At 63.3% G+C, this 22,701-nt stretch carries 26 protein-coding genes; 14 read left to right on the forward strand and 12 right to left on the reverse strand.

Going from position 1 to position 22,701, the window contains the following annotated elements; all coding sequences use genetic code 11:
- Positions 1-28 precede the first annotated feature (28 nt).
- Positions 29-433 (forward strand): putative toxin-antitoxin system toxin component, PIN family, encoded by a 405-nt coding sequence (locus tag RCH10_RS02930; protein ID WP_409051195.1) that lies wholly within the window; start codon positions 29-31, stop codon positions 431-433.
- Between the two features lie 80 nt (positions 434-513).
- Here the strand turns inward: RCH10_RS02930 and RCH10_RS02935 are convergent, their stop codons facing one another.
- The 3 genes from RCH10_RS02935 to RCH10_RS02945 form a co-directional block, all read right to left on the reverse strand.
- Positions 514-1,476: a Bug family tripartite tricarboxylate transporter substrate binding protein gene (locus RCH10_RS02935; protein ID WP_409051327.1), complete on the reverse strand. Its 963-nt coding sequence runs from the start codon at positions 1,474-1,476 to the stop codon at positions 514-516.
- Between the two features lie 73 nt (positions 1,477-1,549).
- A complete protein-coding gene (locus tag RCH10_RS02940) occupies positions 1,550-1,927 on the reverse strand; it encodes a hypothetical protein (RefSeq protein ID WP_409051196.1) in 378 nt (125 codons plus the stop codon).
- Positions 1,924-3,321, reverse strand: a complete 1,398-nt coding sequence (locus RCH10_RS02945) for an acyclic terpene utilization AtuA family protein (protein ID WP_409051197.1) — start codon at positions 3,319-3,321, stop codon at positions 1,924-1,926. The genes RCH10_RS02940 and RCH10_RS02945 overlap by 4 nt, the downstream gene beginning before the upstream one ends.
- A gap of 101 nt (positions 3,322-3,422) precedes the next feature.
- Between RCH10_RS02945 and RCH10_RS02950 the strand changes: the two genes are divergently transcribed.
- On the forward strand, positions 3,423-4,337 hold the full coding sequence (locus tag RCH10_RS02950; protein WP_409051198.1) for a LysR family transcriptional regulator: 915 nt from the start codon (positions 3,423-3,425) through the stop codon (positions 4,335-4,337).
- A 5-nt stretch (positions 4,338-4,342) separates the two neighbouring features.
- On the opposite strand, the gene RCH10_RS02955 is transcribed toward RCH10_RS02950, so the two are convergent.
- Positions 4,343-5,257: a hypothetical protein gene (locus tag RCH10_RS02955; protein WP_409051199.1), complete on the reverse strand. Its 915-nt coding sequence runs from the start codon at positions 5,255-5,257 to the stop codon at positions 4,343-4,345.
- On the reverse strand, positions 5,254-6,990 hold the full coding sequence (locus RCH10_RS02960; RefSeq protein WP_409051328.1) for an FMN-binding glutamate synthase family protein: 1,737 nt from the start codon (positions 6,988-6,990) through the stop codon (positions 5,254-5,256). Before RCH10_RS02960 ends, RCH10_RS02955 begins: the two co-directional genes overlap by 4 nt.
- 63 nt (positions 6,991-7,053) lie before the next feature.
- On the opposite strand from RCH10_RS02960, the gene RCH10_RS02965 reads away from it, so the two are divergent.
- The 12 genes from RCH10_RS02965 (at position 7,054) to RCH10_RS03020 (ending at position 17,843) form a co-directional block, all read left to right on the forward strand.
- Complete coding sequence (locus tag RCH10_RS02965) at positions 7,054-7,848, forward strand: UPF0149 family protein (RefSeq protein WP_409051200.1); 795 nt, start codon at positions 7,054-7,056, stop codon at positions 7,846-7,848.
- A gap of 177 nt (positions 7,849-8,025) precedes the next feature.
- The gene (locus RCH10_RS02970) at positions 8,026-9,588 is read left to right on the forward strand and encodes a type VI secretion system Vgr family protein (RefSeq protein WP_409051201.1); all 1,563 of its coding nucleotides are present in this window, start codon (positions 8,026-8,028) and stop codon (positions 9,586-9,588) included.
- A gap of 75 nt (positions 9,589-9,663) precedes the next feature.
- Positions 9,664-10,707 (forward strand): DUF2345 domain-containing protein, encoded by a 1,044-nt coding sequence (locus tag RCH10_RS02975; protein ID WP_409051202.1) that lies wholly within the window; start codon positions 9,664-9,666, stop codon positions 10,705-10,707.
- A 47-nt stretch (positions 10,708-10,754) separates the two neighbouring features.
- Complete coding sequence (locus tag RCH10_RS02980) at positions 10,755-11,195, forward strand: hypothetical protein (protein WP_409051203.1); 441 nt, start codon at positions 10,755-10,757, stop codon at positions 11,193-11,195.
- Positions 11,196-11,335: 140 nt separating this feature from the next.
- Positions 11,336-11,851, forward strand: coding sequence for a hypothetical protein (locus RCH10_RS02985; RefSeq protein WP_409051204.1), 516 nt, complete (start codon positions 11,336-11,338; stop codon positions 11,849-11,851).
- Entirely contained in the window at positions 11,848-12,198 is a 351-nt protein-coding gene (locus RCH10_RS02990) for a hypothetical protein (RefSeq protein WP_409051205.1), read from the forward strand. Before RCH10_RS02985 ends, RCH10_RS02990 begins: the two co-directional genes overlap by 4 nt.
- A complete protein-coding gene (locus RCH10_RS02995) occupies positions 12,195-12,833 on the forward strand; it encodes a hypothetical protein (RefSeq protein ID WP_409051206.1) in 639 nt (212 codons plus the stop codon). The genes RCH10_RS02990 and RCH10_RS02995 overlap by 4 nt, the downstream gene beginning before the upstream one ends.
- Positions 12,830-13,177 carry a hypothetical protein gene (locus RCH10_RS03000; RefSeq protein WP_409051207.1) on the forward strand — a complete coding sequence of 116 codons (348 nt, stop codon included), beginning with the start codon at positions 12,830-12,832 and terminating at the stop codon, positions 13,175-13,177. Before RCH10_RS02995 ends, RCH10_RS03000 begins: the two co-directional genes overlap by 4 nt.
- A complete protein-coding gene (locus RCH10_RS03005) occupies positions 13,174-13,839 on the forward strand; it encodes a hypothetical protein (protein WP_409051208.1) in 666 nt (221 codons plus the stop codon). Before RCH10_RS03000 ends, RCH10_RS03005 begins: the two co-directional genes overlap by 4 nt.
- 2 nt (positions 13,840-13,841) lie before the next feature.
- Positions 13,842-15,935, forward strand: a complete 2,094-nt coding sequence (locus RCH10_RS03010; protein WP_409051209.1) for a hypothetical protein — start codon at positions 13,842-13,844, stop codon at positions 15,933-15,935.
- Positions 15,935-17,290 (forward strand): hypothetical protein, encoded by a 1,356-nt coding sequence (locus RCH10_RS03015; protein WP_409051210.1) that lies wholly within the window; start codon positions 15,935-15,937, stop codon positions 17,288-17,290. The genes RCH10_RS03010 and RCH10_RS03015 overlap by 1 nt, the downstream gene beginning before the upstream one ends.
- Positions 17,291-17,348: 58 nt before the next feature.
- Positions 17,349-17,843, forward strand: a complete 495-nt coding sequence (locus RCH10_RS03020; RefSeq protein WP_409051211.1) for a pentapeptide repeat-containing protein — start codon at positions 17,349-17,351, stop codon at positions 17,841-17,843.
- An 11-nt stretch (positions 17,844-17,854) separates the two neighbouring features.
- Here the strand turns inward: RCH10_RS03020 and RCH10_RS03025 are convergent, their stop codons facing one another.
- The 7 genes from RCH10_RS03025 to RCH10_RS03055 all read right to left on the reverse strand — a co-directional run bounded on the left by RCH10_RS03025 (position 17,855) and on the right by RCH10_RS03055 (position 22,677).
- Positions 17,855-18,175, reverse strand: coding sequence for a GNAT family N-acetyltransferase (locus RCH10_RS03025; protein WP_323499247.1), 321 nt, complete (start codon positions 18,173-18,175; stop codon positions 17,855-17,857).
- 34 nt (positions 18,176-18,209) lie between these two features.
- Positions 18,210-18,701, reverse strand: a complete 492-nt coding sequence (locus tag RCH10_RS03030; RefSeq protein ID WP_409051212.1) for a nuclear transport factor 2 family protein — start codon at positions 18,699-18,701, stop codon at positions 18,210-18,212.
- Between the two features lie 62 nt (positions 18,702-18,763).
- On the reverse strand, positions 18,764-19,249 hold the full coding sequence (locus RCH10_RS03035) for a CinA family protein (protein ID WP_409051213.1): 486 nt from the start codon (positions 19,247-19,249) through the stop codon (positions 18,764-18,766).
- 4 nt (positions 19,250-19,253) lie between these two features.
- Positions 19,254-19,742, reverse strand: a complete 489-nt coding sequence (locus RCH10_RS03040) for a phosphatidylglycerophosphatase A (protein WP_409051329.1) — start codon at positions 19,740-19,742, stop codon at positions 19,254-19,256.
- Between the two features lie 206 nt (positions 19,743-19,948).
- Positions 19,949-20,539 (reverse strand): TMEM175 family protein, encoded by a 591-nt coding sequence (locus tag RCH10_RS03045; RefSeq protein WP_409051214.1) that lies wholly within the window; start codon positions 20,537-20,539, stop codon positions 19,949-19,951.
- 30 nt (positions 20,540-20,569) lie between these two features.
- Positions 20,570-21,544: a thiamine-phosphate kinase gene (thiL, locus tag RCH10_RS03050; protein ID WP_409051215.1), complete on the reverse strand. Its 975-nt coding sequence runs from the start codon at positions 21,542-21,544 to the stop codon at positions 20,570-20,572.
- Positions 21,545-21,555: 11 nt separating this feature from the next.
- Positions 21,556-22,677, reverse strand: coding sequence for a YbdK family carboxylate-amine ligase (locus tag RCH10_RS03055; protein ID WP_323499253.1), 1,122 nt, complete (start codon positions 22,675-22,677; stop codon positions 21,556-21,558).
- Positions 22,678-22,701 lie beyond the last annotated feature (24 nt).

Here is a 22,701-nt window from a genome sequence, read left to right on the forward strand (position 1 = left end):
CCGTTGTGGCGGCGCCTAGACTTCCCCGATGATTTCGGCGCCCATCGTTCTCGACACCAACATCGTTCTCGACATCTTCGTGTTCAACGACGTGGCCGTGCAAGCGTTGCGCGCCGAACTCGAAGCCGGGGCACGAACCTGGATCGCGACGGAGGCCATGCGCGTCGAACTCGCACGCGTGCTCGGCTATCCGAAGATCGTGCCGCGCCTCGTTTTTTATGAAATCAGTGCTGGCGACGTCATCGCCGCCTTCGACCGTCTGGCGCACATCGTGCCCGCTGCAGCCAAAGCTGTGATGACCTGCAAAGACCCCGACGACCAGATATTCATCGACCTGGCCGTCGCGCACGGTGCGATGCTGCTGAGCAAGGATGGCGCGGTGCGCGCCTTGCGCAAGCGGCTGGCGGCGCTGGGTGTCGAGATGGAACCCTGAGCGGGACGCCCAGCAGGCCTTGTCTCCTGGCTCACCCGAGCTTCATTGCAGTCATCCCCCCGATTGCATGCGCCGCGACCCTATTCCGCTTCGATCCCGGCCGCCTTCACGATGCTGCCCCACTTCTGCGATTCAGCGGCCTGGAACTTCGCCAACTCGTCGGGCGTGGTCGTGAAGACCTCGGTGCCGGTGGTCGCGTAAAAGCTGGTGCGTGCTGCGTCGCTCTTCGCGGCTTTGACCAGCAGCTCGTTCAGGCGCTTGACGACGGCGGGCGGCGTCGCGGCCGGTGCGTAGGCCGCGAACCAGTAACCCATCTGGTAGCCCTTGACGCCGGCTTCGGCAATCGTCGGGACATCGGGTGCGAGCGGCGAGCGTTGGGCGCTCGACATGCCCAATGCACGCAGCTTGCCGGCTTTGACTTGCGGCAGGCCCGTGGCGGTGTCGGTAATCATCATGTTGATCTGGTTGCCGAGCAGATCGGTCACCGCGAGCGTGTTGCTTTTGTAGGGCACATGCAGCAGCTTGATGCCGGCCATCTGCTGCAGCAACTCGCCCGCCATGCGGCTCGACGAACTGCCGCTGCCGAAGCTGTACTTGCCCGGATCTTTTTTTGCGAGAGCGATGAACTCGGCCACTGTCTTCGCCGGGAAATCGGGCGCGACGACCATGATCTGGCCGCCCTTGCCGAGCGCGGTGATAGGCGCGAAATCCTTCACCGGGTCGTACGGCAGTTTCTTGTACAGATGTTCGTTGGCCGCGTGCGTGGTGTTGGTGGTGATGAGCACGGTGTAGCCGTCGGCTGGAGCCTTGGCGACGTTCTGCGACGCGATGAAGCCGCTTGCGCCGGCCTTGTTGTCGATGACCACCGGCTGTTTCGTCTCGGCCGTGACGGCGTTGCCGAGCGCGCGGGCGATCTGGTCAGTCGCGGTGCCGGCCGCGAAGGGCACGACGAAGGTGATCGATTTTTCCGGGAAGGTCTGCGCCTGGGCCAGCATCGGCGCCAGCGAGAGTGCCAGCGTGGCGGCCACGGCAACGACCGCCATCGAAGCAAAGGAAGGGAGTGGACGGAACGATTTCAAGGGATGTCTCCTGATGTGGTGATGATGAAAAGTCGCGTCAGTCTTCGGATGGACCGGCGAGCAGATGGTGCAGGTGATCGGGCACGTCGACCGGCAGTGCGAGCAACAGAAACGACAGTGCCTTGCCGTGCGTGTCGAGGTTCAGCGCATCGTTGACGCCGCCGTCGAGCACGCCGTCGAGCACGAAGTTCATCGCGTGCAATTTGGGAAGCACGAAGCGTTGTACGCGGCTCGGCGCGCGATGGTGAAACTGCGCGGCCACCGCCTCCGATGTGACTTGCGCGACGAGCAAGTCGAACAGCTCGGGATGCCATGCGATGACGCTGATGTTGGAGCGGTCGCCCTTGTCGCCGGTGCGCCCGTGCGCCAGGCGATACAGCGGGAAAGCCTGGGTGCCCATGACGGTCGTGTTCATGGCAAGTTCCCACCGCTGACGATCTCGAAGCGCACCGGCACCGCCTTGCGCGGCAGCAGGCAGGAGAGGGTGCTGAGGCGCGGCGTGAGCGTGGTGCGGACGCCGCCGCCGCCGGCCGGGCCGCAGGTGTAGAGGGCGGTCACTTCGCGGCCGAGCCGCTCGGCCTCGGCGCGATCGGCATGCGTGGCGGCGACGCGCAGGCGGACATCGCGGTGGCCGGCGTCGGGCAACTCGGCGAGCGCCCGGCCGGCGTCGTCGCCGAAGATGCTGAGCGAACCGATCAGGTCGACGCGCAAGCTAAGCCCGACCAATCGGCTGCGCAGCACATCGGCTGCCAAGCGTGCACGGGCCTCGGCGCGCGGGCCGGCGTACGAGATCTCGCCTTCGGCAAGCCAACCGCCTTCGTGGCACACGTTGACCTTGTAGTGCGTCGGACGCGCATGGCCGCGCACGCCCGACAGTCGCACGCGGTCGGCGCCCAGCAGTTCAACTTCCGCGTCGGCGATATCCGCCACCACGTCCGGGGTCAGATAGGCCGCCGGCTCGTGCACCTCGTACAACAGTTGTTCCTTGACCGTCGCCTCGGTCACGAGGCCGCCGGAGTTGTCGGCCTTGCCGATGGTGCAGCGACCGTCGTTTTCGATTTCGGCAATCGGAAAGCCGACGTTCGCCAGGCCCGGAACATCCTTGAAGCCGGGGTCGGCGAAGTAGCCGCCGCACACCTGCGCGCCGCATTCGAGCAAGTGGCCGGCCATCGTCGCGCGGCCGAGCACGGTCCAGTCGTCGGCGCGCCAGCCGAAGTGCGACATCGCCGGGCCGACCGTGAGCGATGGGTCTGCCACGCGGCCGCAGACCACGATCTGCGCGCCGGCATCGAGTGCGGCCGCAATCGGTTCCGCGCCGATGTATGCGTTGGCGCTGACGATGCGCAAGCCGTCGAGCTGCGCGCCCAGTTGTTCTCGCAGCAGCGCGCGTTGTTCCGGCGAAGACAGATCGTCGCCCTCGACCACGGCAATGCACGGCGGGGGCTGCTGCAGCTCGACCGCCATGCGCGCGATGTGTCGTGCCGCCGCGCGCGGATTGGCCGCGCCGAAGTTGCTCACGATGCGGATGCCGTGCGCCAGGCAGCGCGCCAGCACGGGACGCAGCATGGCATCGAGCAGCGGCTCGTAGCCTGAATCCGGATCGGCACGGCGACGTAACTGCGCGAGCGCAAGCGTGCGTTCGGCCAGCGTTTCAAAGATCAGGAAGGCGCGTTGGCCGGCCGGTCCGCTGGCGAGCCGAGCGATCAGCGTGTCGACCACCGGGCCCGCAGCGTCGGTGCGATCGCCGGAAAAACCGGCGGCACAACCGACGAGCAATGGGGGTGGGCTGGGCGTGACAGGCGACGGCATCGTCCTAATGTAGGTACCAAAGCATCATCCGTAAAATCAAAAATTCGAATGAATTGATCCGAATTTCAAATCACAGAACGAGGTCGTAGAGTGGACTGCAGATGAGAACCCCCGACCTGTCTTCACGCCAGCTGCGCGCCTTTCTTGCGCTGGCTGATCAACGCAACTTCACGCGGGCTGCGCAGACCTGCCATCTGTCGCAGCCTGCCTTCAGCGCGCTCATCCGCACGCTGGAAGCGTCGGTCGGCGCGCGCCTGTTCGACCGCGACACACGCAGCGTGCAGCTCACGCCCGAGGGCCGATTGTTCGAGGGTCCTGCGCGGCGCCTGCTCGACGACATGGGTGGCGCCATCGAAGATCTCGCGAACCACGTCGCAATGCGCACGGGGCGGATCAGCGTCGCGGCCTTGCCATCGCTGGCCGCGGGCTGGCTGCCCGCGGTGTTCGCGGAATTCATGCAAGCCTGGCCCGGCATCACGCTCGATCTGCACGACGCGCTGTCTGATGCGTGCGTGGCATTGCTCCGCAGCGGTCGGGTCGACTTCGCACTGGCTGCATCCGGCGCCGGTTCGGCCTCGGCGAGCGACCTGCGCAGCCGCAAGCTTTGCTCCGATCGCTTTCATCTGGTCTGCCGCGCCGACCATCCCCTGGCGCAGGAGCCGCGGCTCACGGCCAGGAAGATTGCGCCGTGGCCGTTCATCCAGATGGCGCGCCACAGCAGCGTGCGCCAGTCGCTCGATGCCGCTCTGCATCCGCTGCGACTCAATGCCGTGTTCGAGGTCGAGCATCTGGCGACAGTGATGGGATTGGTCGAAGCGGGGCTCGGCATCAGCGTCGTGCCTGCTCTCACGCTATTCCATTTCGGGCGGAAGACACTGGTGACGCGGCCGTTTCCGGTGGCGTCCCTGACGCGCAATGTCTATCTGGTGCAGCGTCGTGAGGGCAGCTTGTCGATGGCGGCGCAGGCGCTGCACGACCTCATCGTGAAGCGGCTGGGGTCGATGAAGCTCGATTGATCGCGTCAATCCGACAAGGCATCGCCCTTGCCATGCCAGCGCGACAGCAACCGCGCGACGGCTCGCACGCGTTGCGTGTCGCGACCCCAGCGCCGACCCGCCGGCAAATGACGCAACCAGCGCATTCGCTGCGCTGCCAGCCGCAACCGCGCGCGTACCTCGATGTCGGCCGCCTTCAGCACCGCGTGCCAGTGATCGGCCGCGGCCTGCGGCGACGCCGCGCGCACCAGCATCGCGGTCGAATGCAGGTAGCTCAGCCAGTCGCGCGCCTGGCATTCAGCCAGCGGCAGCGTCTCGCCTGGGTCGTCCTCGAAGTCGATGTAGCCGATGACGCCGTCGGGGCACTGCACCAGGTTGCGGTCGAAGGCCTGGCTCAGGTACTTGCCGCGCGCGTGCACGATGGCGATGGCGTCGAGCCCTTCGCGCCACACGGCAAGCAGCGCGGCGGGGCCGGCGGCGGCAGCGTGATCGAGCTTTTCCTGCAGCACGACGGTGCTGCGACCACTCTCGCCGAGGTCCGACATCAGCAAGCCGTCGGGTTGCTGCGCCAGCACGGCCGGCACGCGCAAACCCGCTGCGCCGAGCTCACGCAGGCGTCGACCTTCGATGGCGATGGCCGCCTCGCCGCCGGGGTTGGGCACGGGCTTGAGCACGTCGAGCCGCAGCAGGCCGGCAACGACCGCGAGCAGGTGATAGCGCAGCTTGCCGTGCCGCGCACCGGCCTTCTTGAGCCACACGCGCTCGGCGCCGAGCCGGTGACTGACGACGTTCTTCGGTTGCTGCCGCAGTGTGATGCGAAGGAACTCGGCGTAGTCGCCCGGTGCAGGTGCGCGCGGAAGCGCGTCGAGTGGCGCAGGCCCCGAGGCCACGCCTTTGCGCATCTGGATGCGCGTGGAGCCGCTGCGTTTGGGAGGGTTCATGCGCTGAGCGCGACCTCTTGCGGCGCCTGCCCTTCGGCCTGCGTTTGTGTTCTTGCTTGCACGTCCGCAGCCTCACGCTGCTTCTGCGCATCGGCCTGCAGCGCCGGCAGCAGCGGCTGAAAACTGGCCGAGTTCGCCAACGGCCAGTACGTGCGAAACACGTTGTGCTGCGCATCGAGTGGCCCGAGCAGCGCACCGGGCTGCACCTGCATCACGAGGTTGCTCAACAGTCGCACCTCGGTGTCGGAAATGCGCCGCACGATGTGGTGCGCGGTGATCTGTTGCGGATGGTCGAGCCCCGCGGCCTGCACCAGCTCCTGCAGCGCGTGCAGCGTGCTGCGATGAAAGTTCTGCACGCGGTCGGCTTTGGTCGGTACGACCAGCGCCTGCTGGCGCAACGGGTCTTGCGAGGTGACGCCGGTCGGGCAGTTGCCGGTGTGGCAGGTCTGCGCCTGGATGCAGCCGAGCGCCATCATGAAGCCGCGCCCCGCGTTGCACCAGTCGGCGCCCAGCGCCATCATCCGCGCCAGGTCGAAGGCGGTGATCACCTTGCCCGCGCAACCGATCTTGATGCGGCTGCGCAAGCCGACGCCAATCAGCGTGTTGTGCACCAGCAGCAGGCCTTCCTGCAGCGGCGCGCCGACGTGGTCGCTGAACTCGACCGGTGCCGCCCCGGTGCCGCCCTCGGCGCCATCGACGACGATGAAGTCGGGCGTGATACCGGTCTGCTGCATCGCCTTGACGATGGCAAACCATTCCCATGGATGGCCCAGGCAGAACTTGAAGCCGGTCGGCTTGCCGCCCGACAGCTCACGCAGCCGGGCGACGAAATTCATCATCTCGACGGGCGTGCTGAAGGCGCGGTGCGACGACGGTGAGATGCAGTCCACACCGATCGGCACACCGCGCGCCGCTGAGATTTCGGCCGTGACCTTGGGGCCGGGCAACACGCCGCCGTGGCCGGGCTTGGCGCCCTGGCTCAGCTTGATCTCGATCATCTTTACCTGCGGGTCGCGCGCGTTGGCAACGAAGCGTTCTTCGCTGAAGCTGCCGTCGTCGTTGCGACAGCCGAAGTAGCCCGAGCCGATCTCCCAGATCAGGTCGCCGCCATGCACGCGGTGGTGTTGCGAGATCGAGCCTTCACCCGTGTCGTGCGCGAAGTTGCCGGCCTTGGCCCCCTTGTTGAGCGCGAGGATCGCGTTGGCCGACAGCGCACCGAAGCTCATCGCCGAGATGTTGAACACGCTGGCGTCGTAAGGCTGCGCGCAGTCGGCGCCGATGACGATGCGAAAGTCGTGGTTCGCGAGCTGGGTCGGCACCATCGAATGGTTGATCCACTCGTAGCCGGCGATGGTCACGTCGAGCTGCGTACCGAAAGGCCGGTTATCGGGCTCGCCCTTGGCGCGCTGGTAAACCAGCGAGCGTTGCGCGCGCGAGAACGGCGCGGCTTCGGCATCGCTCTCGATGAAGTACTGGCGCATCTCGGGCCGGATGTACTCCAGTAAAAAGCGCAGGTGCCCGATGACCGGGTAATTGCGCAGGATGGCGTGCCGCGTCTGCCGCAGGTCGTGCACGCCGGTGCCGCTCAGCACCGCAAAGGCGCCAACGCCGACCCATCCGCGCCAGAGCCAAGGCCACAACAGCACCGTCGCCAGGCTTGCGACCAAGCCGACCACGCACAGCGCGAACGCGATGTAGCGGGTGGGAAAAGGTGTGTTGATCGGTGTCGCGATGGTGTGTTCTCCAGTGCCCGGCGGCCTGCCTGCTGCATCATAGAGGGCTCAAACAGACGCAATATGACGACTCCTTCCGCTCCTGACAACGACTCCGCTGCCCAACCCATTCCGGACCCCGCACCGCTCGGCCCCGACGACTTCGACGCGCTCGACGGCGACCTCGACGCCATGCGAGAGACCGACGAAGAAATCCCTCAGTGGGAATTCTGCGAAGGCTTCATGGCCGCGCTCGTGTGCTCGCGCCGCCCGGTGCCGACCGAAGAATATTGGCCGGTGCTGCTGGGCGACGGCTTCGTCGCGGCGCAGCACATGGAATTCGTCTGGCGCTGGAAGCGCCGCTGGCGCGAGATCGAGCAGGGCCTCGATGCCGATGTGCAGTCGCTCGATGACGAGCGCACCTGGCAACCAGAAGTGCTCGACACCCGCGGCGCCATCGCGTCGTTGCCCGAAGACGAACGCACCGACATCGAGGGCGAAGAGATCCCCTCGTTCGCGCAAGTGTGGGCGCTGGGCTTCATGTACGCGGTCGAAAACTGGCCCGAAGACTGGGCCGCGCCGCGCGACAAAGAGGCCGCGCAAATGCTCGACGAAGCACTCCAAAGCATCGTCGCCCTGACCGAAGACGACACCGCCAAACCGACGCTGTCGATGTTCAGCGAAGACGGCCCGCCGAGCGTGAGCCAACAGCGACTCGACGACTTCGGCGAAGCCATCTGGGCCGTGTACGACCTGCGTCAGCTATGGAAGAGCATGGGGCCGAAGGTCGAGACGATCCGCAAGGAAGCGACGCCGGGGCGCAATGATCTGTGTCCTTGCGGGAGTGGAAAGAAATTTAAGAAGTGCCATGGGGGGTGAGGGTGGGTTTGATGCGCAGGATTAATTAACCGACTGCTTTTAGCGCATACGTGCATTCGTTCACATGGCATGTGGTTGCCAGTGCCAAGTCACATTTCATCCATGCTTTCGTTCTGAAGCCCCTCTCATAATCCGGCAGAGCAGTCATCTGCCGGGTCATTCTCAGGGGGAATCTTCATGTCCGTTATCAGCGGTCTATCCGCGCGCACGCTTGAAATCAGCAGCAGCGCCATTCCGGTCGTACTCGGCCGTCCTGCACTCGAGCCAGTTCGCCTTTCCGGGCACGAAGGTGTCAATAGCCTGTTTGAGTACGAGCTGCTGCTGAAGACTCCAGACACGTTGAACATCGGCGCCGCAAAGGCTGCGGACTACGATCTGGACAGCTTCATCGGGCGCGAAATCACTTGTTCCATCGAACTCGACGGCGCTGGCGAGTTCATTCCGGGCGCGGTTGGCGCTAGCTCCGACCGTCTCGGTGCCGGCAGTCGCCAGATCAGCGCTCTGATTACCGACGCGCAACTGTGGGGTGAAGAAGGTCGCCACATCCAGTACCGCCTGACCCTGCGGCCCTGGCTTCACTTGGCCACGCTCACGACAGACTGCAAGATCTTTCAGGACAAGACGGTTGTCGACATCCTTGACGAACTCCTGGCTGACTACGCTTTCTCCGTCGACAAGCGCCTGTACGAGCAGTACCCGACGCGTGATTACCAGGCTCAGTTCAATGAGTCTGACTTCGCCTTCTTTGAGCGCCTGTGCCAGGAATGGGGCATCAGCTACCACTTCGAACACTCCGACGATAAACACCGGTTGGTGCTATCTGACGCCATGGGCTCCTACAAGCCCAACGAAAGTGCCGGTTATCAAAACGTTGACTATCACGCGCCTGGATGGAAGGTCAACGCGGAGTACATCCACGCCTTCGCGCCGCACAACCATTTGACCAGCGGCCGCTATGCCACCCGCGATTACGACTACACCCGTCCAAAGTCCGAGTTGGCTACTGGACGCACGGACCCTCGTCCCACCGGGCAGGCCGCCCAGGAGGTTTATCAGTGGCACGCGAGCCATTCAGGCAGTCACTACGCCCAGCCCCGAGCTGGGGCGGCCGCAGCCAGCGATGCGGTAAACGACGGTGGCAAGCTCGCCCTCTTGCGCATGCAGAACTTGCGGACCCACGGATCGCGGGCTCGCGCGAGCGGCAACCTCCGCGGCATGGTGCCCGGCTGCACCTTCAAACTCCAGAAGCATCCACGTCAAGGCGCCAACGCCGAATACCTGATCCTGGATACCCAACTGCTGATCGAAGACGCCGCGCTCGACAGCCAGAACGTCGATGCTGGAGCTGAGCGACGCCAGCAATGGCGAGTCCAGGTCGACCTGACGGCTCACCCAGTCACCGAACCATTGCGTGCCGAACTCACCAGGCGCAAGCCGCAGACAGGCGGCCCGCAGCCGGCCATGGTGGTCGGTCCTGAGGGGCAGAACATCTGGACCGACGAACTGGGTCGCATCAAGGTCCAATTTCCTTGGGACCGCATCGGCCAAAAAAACCAGAACAGCACCTGCTGGCTTCGCGTCTCGAGCCCCTGGGCCGGCAACCAACTTGGCGGCGTGCATGTGCCGCGCATCGGCCAGGAGGTCGTCGTCGATTTTTACGGCGGCGATCCTGATCTGCCGATTTGCACGGGGCGCGTTCACAACCAAGCGAATCAACCGCCCTGGAGCTTGCCTGACTAATCGGCACTCAGTGGTTTTCGCAGTCGTGAACTGACCAAAGAAGGCGGCAACAGCGCAGCGGGTCGCAGCAACCACATGCTGCTGGACGACACCGACGGCAAGATTCAGGCGCAGGTCAAGAGCGACCACATGGACTCCAGTCTCAGCCTTGGCCATGTGACGCGGGTAGAAGACAACGCCGGCCGCAAGGACGAGCGGGGCGAAGGCTTCGAACTGCGCACCGATGGCTGGGGCGCAGTGCGCACGCAGAAAGGCCTGCTTATCTCGACCGATGGCCGTTCGAAGGCCATTGGGGGCCTGCTCAGCCGCGATGAACTCGTGGCCTGCCTCCAGCAGGCGCTGGCGATCGCGAAAGACCTGACCAAGGCGGCCACGAAATGCGAAGCCGGTGCACGCGAAACTGCGCCCCAGCAGGCCTTGAGCGAAGCTGCCGAAGCCCTTGGCCACAAAGCAAGCAATGAAGCCGGCGCCCACGGCAAGGCGCAAGGCGGTCAGCCGGTATTGGCCCTCAGCGGTGCCGCCGGCATTGCCACCGTCACGCCCAACGACTACACCCAATATGCCGGCCTGAACATCGACACCGTGGCGGGCCACAACCAGCAGCACTACGCCGACCAGTCCATCCTGCACACCGCCGGCAAGGACATCGGGCAGTTCGCTCGCACTGGCGATATCCGTGTCATTGCCAATGAGGGCAAGCTGATCCATCAAGCCCAGCACAACAGTGTCGAGATCACGGGCGAGAAGTCCATCACGATCCAGTCCACCGAGGACGGCATCACCCTCAAGGCCAAGAAGAGGATCACGTTAGCCCTGGACGATGGCACGTACCTGCGCATGGAGGGCGGCAAGGTGACATGGGGCATGACCGGCGAGCATCTGGTGCAGACCGCCAACTTTCGCCTCAGTGGCCCCAGCACCATCGGTGTGGACTTCCCCGGTTTTGTGCGCACCGACCAGGCCCAGCAACTCAAATTGCACAGCGTGGGAGACAAGGACGACAGCCTGGCAAACCGGGCCTACACCGTCCTCAAGGCGAGTGGGTCAAAGGCTTCCGCCGAGACAGGTGGCGACGCCATTTCCAAGCTCGACAAAGACAAGCCGTTCGATGTCACTTGAACGGGCTTGTGAATCCGAAAACTTGAAACCATTCAGGGAGTTAAGAAATGAAAAAGAAGAACTTGTTGCCTGTCAACGGTCGAATTGGCCAACTCGCGTTGACATCCGCAATGGCTTTGCTGGCCGGCGCAGCCAACGCAGACATCACCGCCGGTCAAGCGCAGGCCATGGCTGCAGACGGTGTCAACAAGACTGCCCAGTTTTTGGTCGGAGTCCTGGGCGGTTGCGCCAGCACCTACCCGGAGATGCGCGTTGATGTCGTCAAAGTCTTGCAAACCATGAGGGACGACTTGCAAGCCGAAGAGGCAAACAAGATCATCAGTTCGGTAGGTCGGTGCATGAGCAAGGAAAGCGTCCCGACAAAAAGCCAATGCAACGACTTGGCAGCGCAGGTGCCAAGTCGCAGCTTCGATCCCAATGACAAGAAATTCGAGCCCTTATTCATGACAAGCCTGGATATGTTGGCGCCTTGCCGAGGCGGCAAGTGAAGGTGGCCGACGGGTTGAAGCCTGGCTCGAGATCTGCTTGTCTTGCCGCGGCAATGCTGGCCGTAATGATGAGCCTGTGCCTGGGCGCATGTGCCGGGGGTGGAGTCTCACAGTCATCTGTGCCACAGCCCAAGTCTTCCGTGCCGGCACAGGTTGCCTACCGCATCGACGATCACCGTTACTTCGAGATCACGCCGGACGAAACCTGCTTTGGGAACATGCTGTATTTCGTAGACACAGCAAAAGGCATTCATTCGGAGGTGGTGACGTTCGACGCGGTGATGAATCGGACCACTCTCATCATCGATGCGGCCAATGATCAATACCTGGTGGCGCCGGTGACGCGCGGAGGCACGAACTGCTCGTCCGGTGGAGGTGCTTGTGGGGGCGACAAGATGCCGTATTCCACTGATGGTGGCAGGACATGGAAACGGGTATGGTCTCCGGGCAGCGACTATGACCTGATGCTCAGCGGATCAACGGCGTATCAATCGCACCGAAACGTAGACGTCATTACTGAAGGACTTGAGCTGACTCTTCTCAAGCCGATGAGCGAGGACTGGAAGTACCTTCCGGGCTTCATCTTTAAACCTCGCATCGCTCCTACTGACACCAAGGTGAGCTGCAAAGCTCTGAATAATGGGAGCCTCAAATGACCCAAGACAGCGACCTTAGTCGATTGACGCCGATCACCCCAGACCCAGGTGTGTACCAATGGGTCAAGGGCATGGTCACGGGTACTGACGATAAGCAAGTCGACCGCACCCACACCGTTGGCGTGCCGCACTTGATGCCCGGAATCACCATCTTCGTGCACGGGGTCAATTCAGACGGCGAGTGGTATGGCATGGACAGGAACTACAGCAGCGGCAACGTCAGAAGTTCCAAGTCGCCAACAAAATCAAGAGGTGACATCATTCCCAAGCCCTACGAGGTTGAAGCATTCGAAATGGCTTGGTTTGCGTCGCGCAACCGTTTCACCGCAACAGAAAGATGCGCATGAGAGCCGATGACATCTCTTCAATGACGCTTTTGCTTGCGCCCCTGCTGTTTGTATTGAGCGCATGTGCCGGGGGTGGAGTCTCCCAGTCATCTGTGCCACCGCCCAAGTCTTCTGTGCCGGCACAGGTTGCCTACCGCATCGACGATCACCGTTACTTCGAGATCACGCCGGACGAAACCTGCTTTGGGAACATGCTGTATTTCGTAGACACAGCAAAAGGCATTCATTCGGAGGTGGTGACGTTCGACGCGGTGATGAATCGGACCACTCTCATCATCGACGCGGCCAATGATCAATACCTGGTGGCGCCGGTGACGCGCGGAGGCGCGAACTGCTCGTCCGGTGGGGGTGCTTGCGGGGGCAACAAGATGCCTTACTCCACGGACGGGGGCAGGACGTGGAAACGCGTTTGGTCTTCAGGCAGCGAAGACGACCTGATGGTCGGTGGATCGACGGCTTATCACTCATATCGTTTTGGGGAAGTTCTGTATACGGATGCAATTGACCTGGTCGCGCTCAGTACTCAACAGGATGTCGACTGGAAATCTTTGCGCGGTTTCATCTTCCAACCGCAAATTGCTCCGGTGGATACGAAGGTGCGCTGCAAAGCCAGTGGCACAGAGGGCAAACCATGAGCGATGAACTTAGCACCATCAAAATACCCGTCACTCCCGATCCTGGAAAATATCAATGGGTCAAAGGAAAAGTCACTGGCATTGACGACAAGCAAGCTGCCCGCACCCACACCGTTGGCGTGCCGCACTTAATGCCCGGAATCACCATCTTCGTGCATGGAGCCAATTCATATGGCGAGTGGTATGGCATGGACAGGAACTACAGCAGCGGCAACGTCAGAAGTTCCAAGTCGCCAACAAAATCAAGAGGTGACATCATTCCCAAGCCCTACGAGGTTGAAGCATTCGAAATGGCTTGGTTTGCGTCGCGCAACCGTTTCACCGCAACAGAAAGATGCGCATGAGAGCCGATGACATCTCTTCAATGACGCTTTTGCTTGCGCCCCTGCTGTTTGTATTGAGCGCATGTGCCGGGGGTGGAGTCTCACAGTCATCTGTGCCACCGCCCAAGTCTTCCGTGCCGGCACAGGTTGCCTACCGCATCGACGATCACCGTTACTTCGAGATCACGCCGGATCAGCACTGCTACGGTGACATGCTGTACTTCGTGGACACAGCCAAGGGCATTCATTCAGAGGTAGTGAGATTTGACGCGGTGATGAATCGGACCACTCTCATCATCGATGCGGCCAATGATCAATACCTGGTGGCGCCGGTGACGCGCGGAGGCACGAACTGCTCGTCCGGTGGAGGTGCTTGTGGGGGCAACAAGATGCCTTACTCCACGGACGGGGGCAGGACGTGGAAACGCGTTTGGTCGCCCGGCAGCGACCATGACCTGATGATTAGTGGATCAACGGTGTATCAATCGTGGCACCGCCCAGCCTACGGCACCACCAGCACGGATGGACTGGACTTGGCCAATGACATCGCGACCACGGGTGGAGTGAACGGCCCCTTGCAATACGAAGCCCAGTGGAAGTCAGTCAAAGACTTCGTCTTTGAACCCAGCATCGCCCCGGTAGACATCAAGGTTCGATGCTCAGCCAAGTCCGGGGAGAACTAATCATGAGTAACGACTGGAGCAACATCAAAGACTCCGTGATACCGGACCCCGGAAAATACCAGTGGGTTCAGGGAAAAGTCACTGGCATTGACGACAAGCAGACTGACCGTACCCATACGGTGGGTGTGCCGCACTTAATGCCTGGAATCACCATTTTTGTGCATGGGGTCAATTCCGATGGCGAGTGGTATTTCGATGCATCCGGGCAGTTTGCAAAGGGGTTGAACCAAAGATTAGGCCGAGACGACCTGGAACAGTTGGCTTCAGACAATGTAGGCGACAAGAACAAAGCCACCGCGCATCGCTATCTCAAAGTTAAGGATGGTCAGCGCATCAACTCCTCCATCATTCCTTTCTGGTGGGGCTACAAGGTCGAAAAATCCGAGCAGAAGATGGTCAAAGGCACCGACCAGACTGGAGAAACTCCGGCCTCGACCGACGGCTATGGAAACCCACTGCGTACCGACGGTGCCTGGGGCGGCGGCCCTTTCCAAAACGGCGGTGCCGCACTCAGCTCCTTCTGGCTGCCCACAGGGTTTCGCAAGGACATCCTGAACGGCGTCATCGACGTGAATGCGGTCAATCCCTTTCTTGGGCGCATCCTGTGCGATTGCCCGCCACGCCTGTACTACGCGCATGCTGCACGGCGCCTTGCCAATCTGGTCAAGGATATCCGCAAGAACCTGCCCAACGAGCCCATCAACATCGTCTCGCACAGCCAGGGCACGATCGTCGCGCTGTGCTCGCTGTTCTTTCTCGATGAGGTGCGCGCGCCTGATACGGTGATCCTTAACAGCTCGCCCTATCGGTTCGACACCCAGATCACCGACTACGGCAGCGCGTCCGACGGCCGTCACAGTGTGCAGCCGGAGGCCGGGCGTATTCAGACCTTCGCCAACGCCGCTGGCATCCTGTCCAAAGCCATCAAGGACTATCCCGCTCCACCCGCCGCCAAGGCCGAGTGCACGGTGGAGCACCGCCCGTGCAATGCGTACGACGATGTGGTCTACGTGAACAAACCGGCCAATGCGCCACTATGGCAGGCCGAGATCGGCGGCAAAGTGGAAGACCCGAAAGGCCCTCGCGGCCAGGACGGCAAGCCTTGGTGGAGCGATCCCAAGTTCGAGCGCCGCGAGACTCGCGGCAAGCTGATGGTGAACTTCAATCCGGGCGACCGCGTGATCGGGGTTTCGGCCGTGTCCGGCATGGGCTGGCGTGGGATTCCACCGCAGTACATAGCGCAGATCGGCAGCAACGTGCAGCAGCGACTGTTCGCGCGTGGAACCAATCCTGAACACAACCCAGCTGTTGGGTCAAAACCGACGGGCGAGCCGCTGCCTTATTTCTACAAGCAGATCGTGCACGTGCCGGCGGGTATCAACGGTGCGTCCGCGCAGGATCGGGAAGAGTGGCATTACCTGGACGGTGGCGCGGCCAACCGGGCGTGGAAGATTCCGTCGGAGAAGATATTTGGTCTCGCCGCCGCGCTGGGTGATCTCAGCCCCAGTTGGAGCGGTCATGTGGAGAGCGTGCTCGTGAATGCGCCGGAGGTCCCCAGCCCGTTGGAGTTGCCGCAAGAGTTCGACGAAGGCTACGTGATGTACGACGGCCAGGCGGGCAAGGCGCCGGATGGCACGCCGGTGCAAGCGTCCGAAGAGCAACAGGAGGATTTTGCGGACGACGTGAGATACCAGGAGCGGCAGACTGTCATGCAGCACGACGAGAAAGGTATGCCCACCCACTTGAGCTACGAAAAATGGGCGGACGTTGAAAAGCGCCGCACCCACAAGGTCGGCCACATACCAATATCGCCTACCAACCATGCGGCCATCCTGCGCTTCAAAAATCAAGGGCAGGACACCTCTCCTGTGGCCGACGTCCTGAGCTACGACGTGACAGTCGGCCTCGGCTATGCATGGCACGACGAGAAATATTGGAATTACCTGCTCGACTTGGCGGACTGGAAGAAAAGCGATCCGTACTACGACACGGGCAAGCTGCCCGATTCCGACAAAAGCATGCCGGCGGGCATCGTGAAGGATCGTGCGCCTGAATCCGCGCCGCAGTCGGCGTCTAACCCGGTGGAAGTTCGCTGATGGCAACGCGCAATCGTTACCATCCCGCCGCAGCCTCTCCGGCCAAGTTCCTGCACGTTTCCGGGGTGGGGCTGCGCGTAGACCACGTGCCCGCTGGACCATTGTGGGACCGCGTAGGACGACTGGCATCGCCCGACGAAGAAGCGCCCGACCCGCCACGGACCCTGGACGAATGTCTCACCCAGGCGCGACTGTTTCGCAGCGCCGCATTGCGCGCCGCGCTGACTCATCGACCGAAGAACGGTGAGCGTGGCCGCTTCGTGGAGGGCTATCCCATTCCGACGACCGTCGCGCTGCCACCCTCAAAACAAATGGATGCGGCGGCACTATCGCAGTGGACACGCACTTATCAGAGCGATGAGAGTCAGAGTGGGCTTCCGTGGCAGTTGCATGACGGCCCGGCAGGCATGGCGTTCCACGACCTGCGGTTCAAGGGGTCGCCGCGTTTTGAAGCCGCTGGCATCGACCTCTGGCGGTCGGCTTTCAACGCCTTCGACGCGCAGGGAGATTTGAACAGTCTGCTGGTGTGGGCCGAGGACGGCTACGCCGCGCGCTCGGACCTGGGCGGATGGGAGAACCCGAAAGGCCAGGGCGGCGAATCTTTGGAGGACATCCTTGCGCGGCCCAAGCGTGCCGGGCAATTGCGAGACACCTTCTCGGGCTTGCTGTTGACGCGCCCGGACGCGGCCGAATGGTTGCGTGAGTGGTCGCTTCACGTTGTCGATGCCAGCGAAGACAGCCATTTTCCCAACGGCGTGGTCGGTCGCGGCCGGCACGGTTTTGGGGGCTTGCGCACCCAGGCCCACGACGGACGGGTCACCTTTCGCACGTCGCTGGGTGCCTTCACGCCGACCCCTAACGTGCCGGCCCTCTGGAGCCGGCCACAATATGAGCAGTACGCGCTTATGCCGACACTGGCACTGCTGCTGAAGCCTGAGTTCGCTCGATTCGGTGATGGCATGTCGGCGGACCAAAAGGCCGAAGCCCTGGAGGGTGCGCTGAAGGCGTCACTGGACGGTCCTTTGCGAAAGCAACCGCCCAAACGCTTGTTCTACAGCGCGGCATCGGACGGTGATGACATCGCGCTGCTCGCACGCTGCGTCGCCAAGTTGGCGCCGCAAAGCGGGTTGATGAATTCGGGCGCAGGTTTCCGGCTGGAGCAATGTCTGGGCGGTGAATTGGGAGCGGCAAGCATGAATGCGGCCATCGGGCTGGCGAGCATCGCCGTCTGGGAAAGCGGCGAACCAGCGCTGGCTATCAACCTGCGCGATCCGCGCGGTGCGTTGGTCTTCGTGTTGTTTCCACCAAGCGCCGAATACCGCAAGAGCATGAACGCGCGACCGTACGTCATTTGATCGACTGCAGAGCGCCCATTTGGATTGCCCTGCCAAACCCACAACGACTCATTCCTCGATGTCAGCCCAGCCTTTAATCTTCAAGCACGACCAATGGCGCAAAGGCACCGGGGGCGCCGCAGCGGGCGTGGTGGGTGAAAGCGACGCCAACGCCTACACCGGCTTGGACCTCAACCTCGTTACCTTCTCGGCCAGCACTTTCAGCGGCAGCAGCTTCTTGTCCACCACTTTCGTGAACGCATCCTGGACTGGGTGCCAGTTTTCTAATTGCACCTTCAGTCATTGCGACTTGCGGCGCATCTCTGTCAGCGGCTGCACCTTCATCGGCTGCACTTTCTCGGACAGTCAACTCGCCCATTGCAGATTCAATAACTGCAGCCTGACAGACTGCACCTGGAATCAGTTGAACTTCGACCACGGTCGCTGGAGTGGTCTCGAAGTTCTCTCTTGCGCAGGCAGCGACATCACGGCCGAGGGCCTGATCGGCAAACAGGTGGACTTCACAGGCAGTCGGTTCCGGAACATGCAGTTGACGAATGCCTGCATCAACTGAATCGGCCGCAACTAAATCTTGAACGCCCGCTGAATATCCTCCCGCACCAGATCCACATAGTCCCGGTGCTTCCGGATATACCCCGCGATGAACTGGCACACCGGGATCACATGCAGCTTGCGTGCACGCGCGTCGTCGAGCACGTGTTTGGCCAGGGTCGAACCGACGCCTTTGCCTTCGAAGGTCGACAGCACTTCGGTGTGCGTGAACATGATGGCGTCGGTGAGCAGGTTGTATTCGGCGTAGCCGGCCAGCTCGTTGCCGATGTGGGCTTCGTAGCGGTGCTTGGCGGTGTCATCGGTGAGGGCGATGTCGGTGGTCGGTGCGGTCATGAGTGCGGGGCTTTCCAAACGTCTCGAATTGGTCTCAAGACTGGCGTGCCATGAAGGCAGCGAGGTTGGTGGCTGCGGTCTTCCTGACCTTGTTGCGCAGCGACGGCGACCAGCCGAGCAGCAGGCCCGGCGTGCCGAGCGCCTGCCGCGCCCAGGTCCAGAAGGGGAAGCTGTCGTGGTGCGTGGCGATCAGGCCTTCGGGCGTGAAGGTCATGCGTGCGTCGATGGCGTTGTCGACGATGCGGCCAGTCGCGCTGAATCGGTAGTGCGCGTCCCAGTGGGCTTTTCCGCTGGTGTCGTCGGCCGCGACGTCGCGATACGTCAGCTTCCATACGTCGGCGCCTTTGGCTTGGGTGCCGGCGCACAGCATGGTCCACATGCCGCCGACTTCTTTCCGACCACGCAGCGTGAACACCTCGTCTTCGAAGGTCACGTCGGGCGCGTAGCACGCGCTCATGGTGGCGGCGTCGAGCTTGGCGAAGGCGTTGTAGAAGCGGCGGATGGTTTGTTCATTGGTCGTCTTCATGGGCTCCCACTGCGATGTCGTTGTGGTGAATGGGTCGATTGCGGCGTTGGACAGACGAGGCGCTAGGTCGGCAGCTGCAACATGAGCACCAGCGTCTGCAAAGCATGTCGCACGGTGGCCGCGCGCACCTCGGCGCGGTCGCCATCGAATTGCCGGCGCTCGCTGCGAATCTGCCCGCCGACCGACCAGCCGAACCACACGGTGCCGACCGGCTTGTCGGGCGTGCCGCCACCCGGTCCGGCGACACCGGTGACAGCGACGGAGACCTGCGCTTTCGATCGCGCCACGGCGCCTGACGCCATCGCCTCGACCACTGCCTGGCTGACCGCGCCCTGCGTCGCGATGAGCGATGCGTCGACACCTAGCAAGTCGGTTTTGGCCTCGTTCGAATAAGTGACGAAGCCGCGCTCGAACCACGCGCTCGAACCGGCGAGGTCGGTGCAGGCAGCGGCGATCATGCCGCCGGTGCAACTCTCTGCGGTGGCCAGCATCCAGTGCTTTTGCTGGAGCAGGTCGGCGGTCTGATGGACCAGTGGATCGATCGTCATGCGCTCACCACGCCTTCCATGCGGCGATGACCAGCAGCGTGCAGAACGCGGCCACCAAATCGTCGAGGATGATGCCGAACCCTGCCGCCCACCATGACGGCTCCGCAGCATCGCGCTGCTTGAACAAACCGTCGGCCCACGCGACCGGTCCGGGCTTGGCCGCATCGAAGAAGCGGAACAGGCCGAAGGCGATGGCCTGGCCGAGCAAGCCCGCCGGCGCGATCATCCACAGGATGATCCAGAAGGCGATCACCTCGTCCCACACGATGGCGCCGGGGTCGGCGATGCGCATGTTGCGTGCGGTCACGGTGCAGGCCCACCAGCCGACCGGCAGCGACACCAGAATGATCCAGCCGATGGTCGACGGCACGAACCAGCGCTGCATCACGAGGAAAGCGACCCAGGCCCACAGAGTGCCGACCGTGCCGGGCGCGATGCGCGGCAGGCCGGAGCCAAAGCCGAGTGCGATGCAGTGCGCGGGGTTCGACAGCATGAAGCGCACTGTCGGGCGGCCGGGCAGCGGCGCGCGGGCTGCCTCGGCGCGGGTCGCGCCGTTTGGCGGAAGGTCTGAAGGTTCTACAGGGGGCAGCGACTCGGTCATGAAGGGGGCGCTGCGGAGCGTGATGCTCTCGCTTGGGCGCGCCCCTCCATGGTATCGGCTGCAGCGTGTGGCGGACCGAGGCAGGGCCGGAGAGGCGATCAGGCGGCCCGCGCGAAGAGCGCATAGACGCGTGCGGTCGGCCCGGCTGCCAAGTTGAGCGCCAGTGCCCACAGCGCGTTGCCGGGGGTGATGAAGCTCAACACGATCGTCAGGATGCACGAGGCGAAAAGCACGACCAGCGACACGCGCCGGTCCAGCCAATGCGCGTCGCGCACCGGGTCCGGCAATACCGACATCAACAGGAACCCTGTCGCCGCCACCAGGCCGATGTTGGCTGCATACAGGGCGGTCGCCGCGGCATAGGCTGTGAAGCGCCCCATCACCACCGTGGAGAACGGCAGCAGCGTCACGAACAGCAGGTACAGCAGGCACCACCGGGCGTAGCCCGCGCCGACAAACTCGCTGCGCGACCGCACCTTGATGAGCGAGAGCCAGCTGACGCCGAGCAGGTAGAAGCTCAGCAGATACGGGATCAGCTTCGGCGTCAGCGCCCACAGCGCGTGGACGAGCGATGCCTCGTCGGTCGGGCGACCGATCTCGTCGGGAATGCGCAGGTCGAGGACGAGCAAAGTCATCGCCACGGCGAAGATGCCGTCGGTCAGTGCTTCGAGGCGGTTCTTCGGGTACATCGGCCTGCTGCTTTGGTCAGGTGTCGGTTGTCAGGCGAAGTGATCGAACGAAGTGAAATGCTGCGCAAGCGGTACGCCGCGGGCGTCGACGATGCGCAGGCCCGGCGCGGCTTCGATGTGCCCAATGCGCGTCACCGCAGTGGCGGACGTGATGCCCGCCTGCAAGACCGTATCGCGCGCCGCCACGAGCGCGGTAAACACAAGCTCGTAGTCGTCGCCGCCCGAAAGCGCGCACGTCCTGAGAACCTCCCTGGTGAAGAGATCGGCCGAGCCCGGCGCGTGCTTGTTGGCTGCGACGAGGGCGGCAGCGGCGTCTGCATCCAGCGTCGCACCGACGCGGCTCGACGCCAGGATGTGCCCGAGATCGCCGATCAATCCATCGCTCACATCGACCGCAGAACTCGCGATGCCGCGCAGTGCGATGCCCAGTGCTACGCGCGGCGTCGGCTGCTCCATACGGCGACGTGCCTGCTCGAACACTTCCGCACTCAGCGCCAGCGTGCCGCGAAACGCCTCCAGCGCCAGACGCGCATCGCCCAGCGTCCCGCTCACCCAAATGTCGTCGCCCGGCTTCGCGCCCGAGCGCAACAGCGCCTTGCCGGCCGGCACTTCGCCGAACACGGTGATGCAGATGTTGAGCGGCCCGCGCGTCGTGTCGCCGCCGACCAGCTCGCAATCATGTTCATCGGCCAGCGCGAACAGTCCTCGCGAGAAGCCGGCGAGCCATGATTCGTCGACGGCCGGCAAAGACAGCGCGAGCGTGAAGGCGAGCGGTGCCGCACCGCAGGCCGCGAGGTCGCTCAGGTTCACGGCCAGCGCCTTGTGGCCGAGCCGCTCCGGCGCCACGGTCGACAGAAAGTGTCGCCCCTCGACCAGCATGTCGGACGACACGGCCAGCTGCATGCCTGGCGCCGGCGCCAGCAGCGCACAGTCGTCACCATTGCCCAGCGGGGATCGCTTGGCAGGCCGCGCGAAGTAGCGCTCGATCAGGTCGAATTCCCCCATCGCCGGCCTGTTCAGGTGCCCGCGCGAAAGCGCAGCGACGCTTGGCGCACGACCTCGGCCAGCAGGCGCTCCTTGCCCTGCTTTTCGCGAAGCCAGCGGGCGTCGTTGCGGTTGGCCTCGACGCTGGTGCGCAGCTGGCCCAGCGCCTGCGTCGCGTTGAGCGCTTCGCTGTGCCATTCGAGTTGCGTCATCGTCATCAGGATGTGGTCGCGCAGCGGCATGTGCTCGCCGCTTGCCGGGTCGACATACACCGCGTCGAGGCCGAAGCGGCAGGCCTGGAACCGGTTGTAGGTGTAGACCAGGTAATCGTCTTCGGTCGGCTCGAAAGGCTGCTCCTGCAGGAACCAGGCGGCAAGCGATTGCACGTAGCCGGCCAGCGCCGCGGCACGCTCGATGGTCAGCGGCGTGTCGAACACGCGAATCTCGATCGTGCCGAACTCGGGTTTGGGCCGGATGTCCCAGTAGAAGTCTTTCATGCTGCGCACGACACCGGTGCGGGTCATGCGCTCGAAGTAGTTCTCGAACTCCTTCCAGCTCAACGTGAAAGGCGCGCGGCCCGACAACGGGAAGGCGAACACCGAGTTGAGCCGCGCCGAATCGAACTGCGTATCTTGCCCCTGGACGAAAGGCGACGAGGCCGACAGCGCGATGAAGTGCGGGATGTAGCGCGACATGCGATGCAGCATGAGCAGCGCCGCGTCGGCATCGGGGCAGCCGATGTGCACGTGCTGGCCGAAGATCGTGAACTGCTTGCTCAGGTAACCGTACAGCTCCGACAGCTCGCGAAAGCGCGGCTTGTCGTAGATGCGGCGCTCGTGCCACTGCTGAAACGCATGCGTGCCGCCGCCGACCACCGCGATGTTGAGTTTGTCGGCGTTGCGCACCAGCGCATCGCGAATGGGCGACAGCTGCGTGAGCACGTCCTGTGCCGAGTGGCAGATGTCGGTCGAGATTTCGATCATGCTCGACGTCATCTCGGGGACCACGCTGCCCGGCAACGGCGTTTGCGCCATCAGCCGCAGCATGTCTTCGGCGTACGGCGCGAGGTCGTAGTCGTGCGTGTTGACGAGCTGCAGTTCCAGCTCGACGCCGAGCGACAGCGCCTCCGACTTGTTGAAGGGCTCGAGCTTCACCACGCGGCCGGCTGGCGACTTGGA

This window comes from Variovorax sp. GrIS 2.14, from assembly GCF_046115955.1.
In the GTDB taxonomy this organism is placed as follows: domain Bacteria; phylum Pseudomonadota; class Gammaproteobacteria; order Burkholderiales; family Burkholderiaceae_C; genus Variovorax.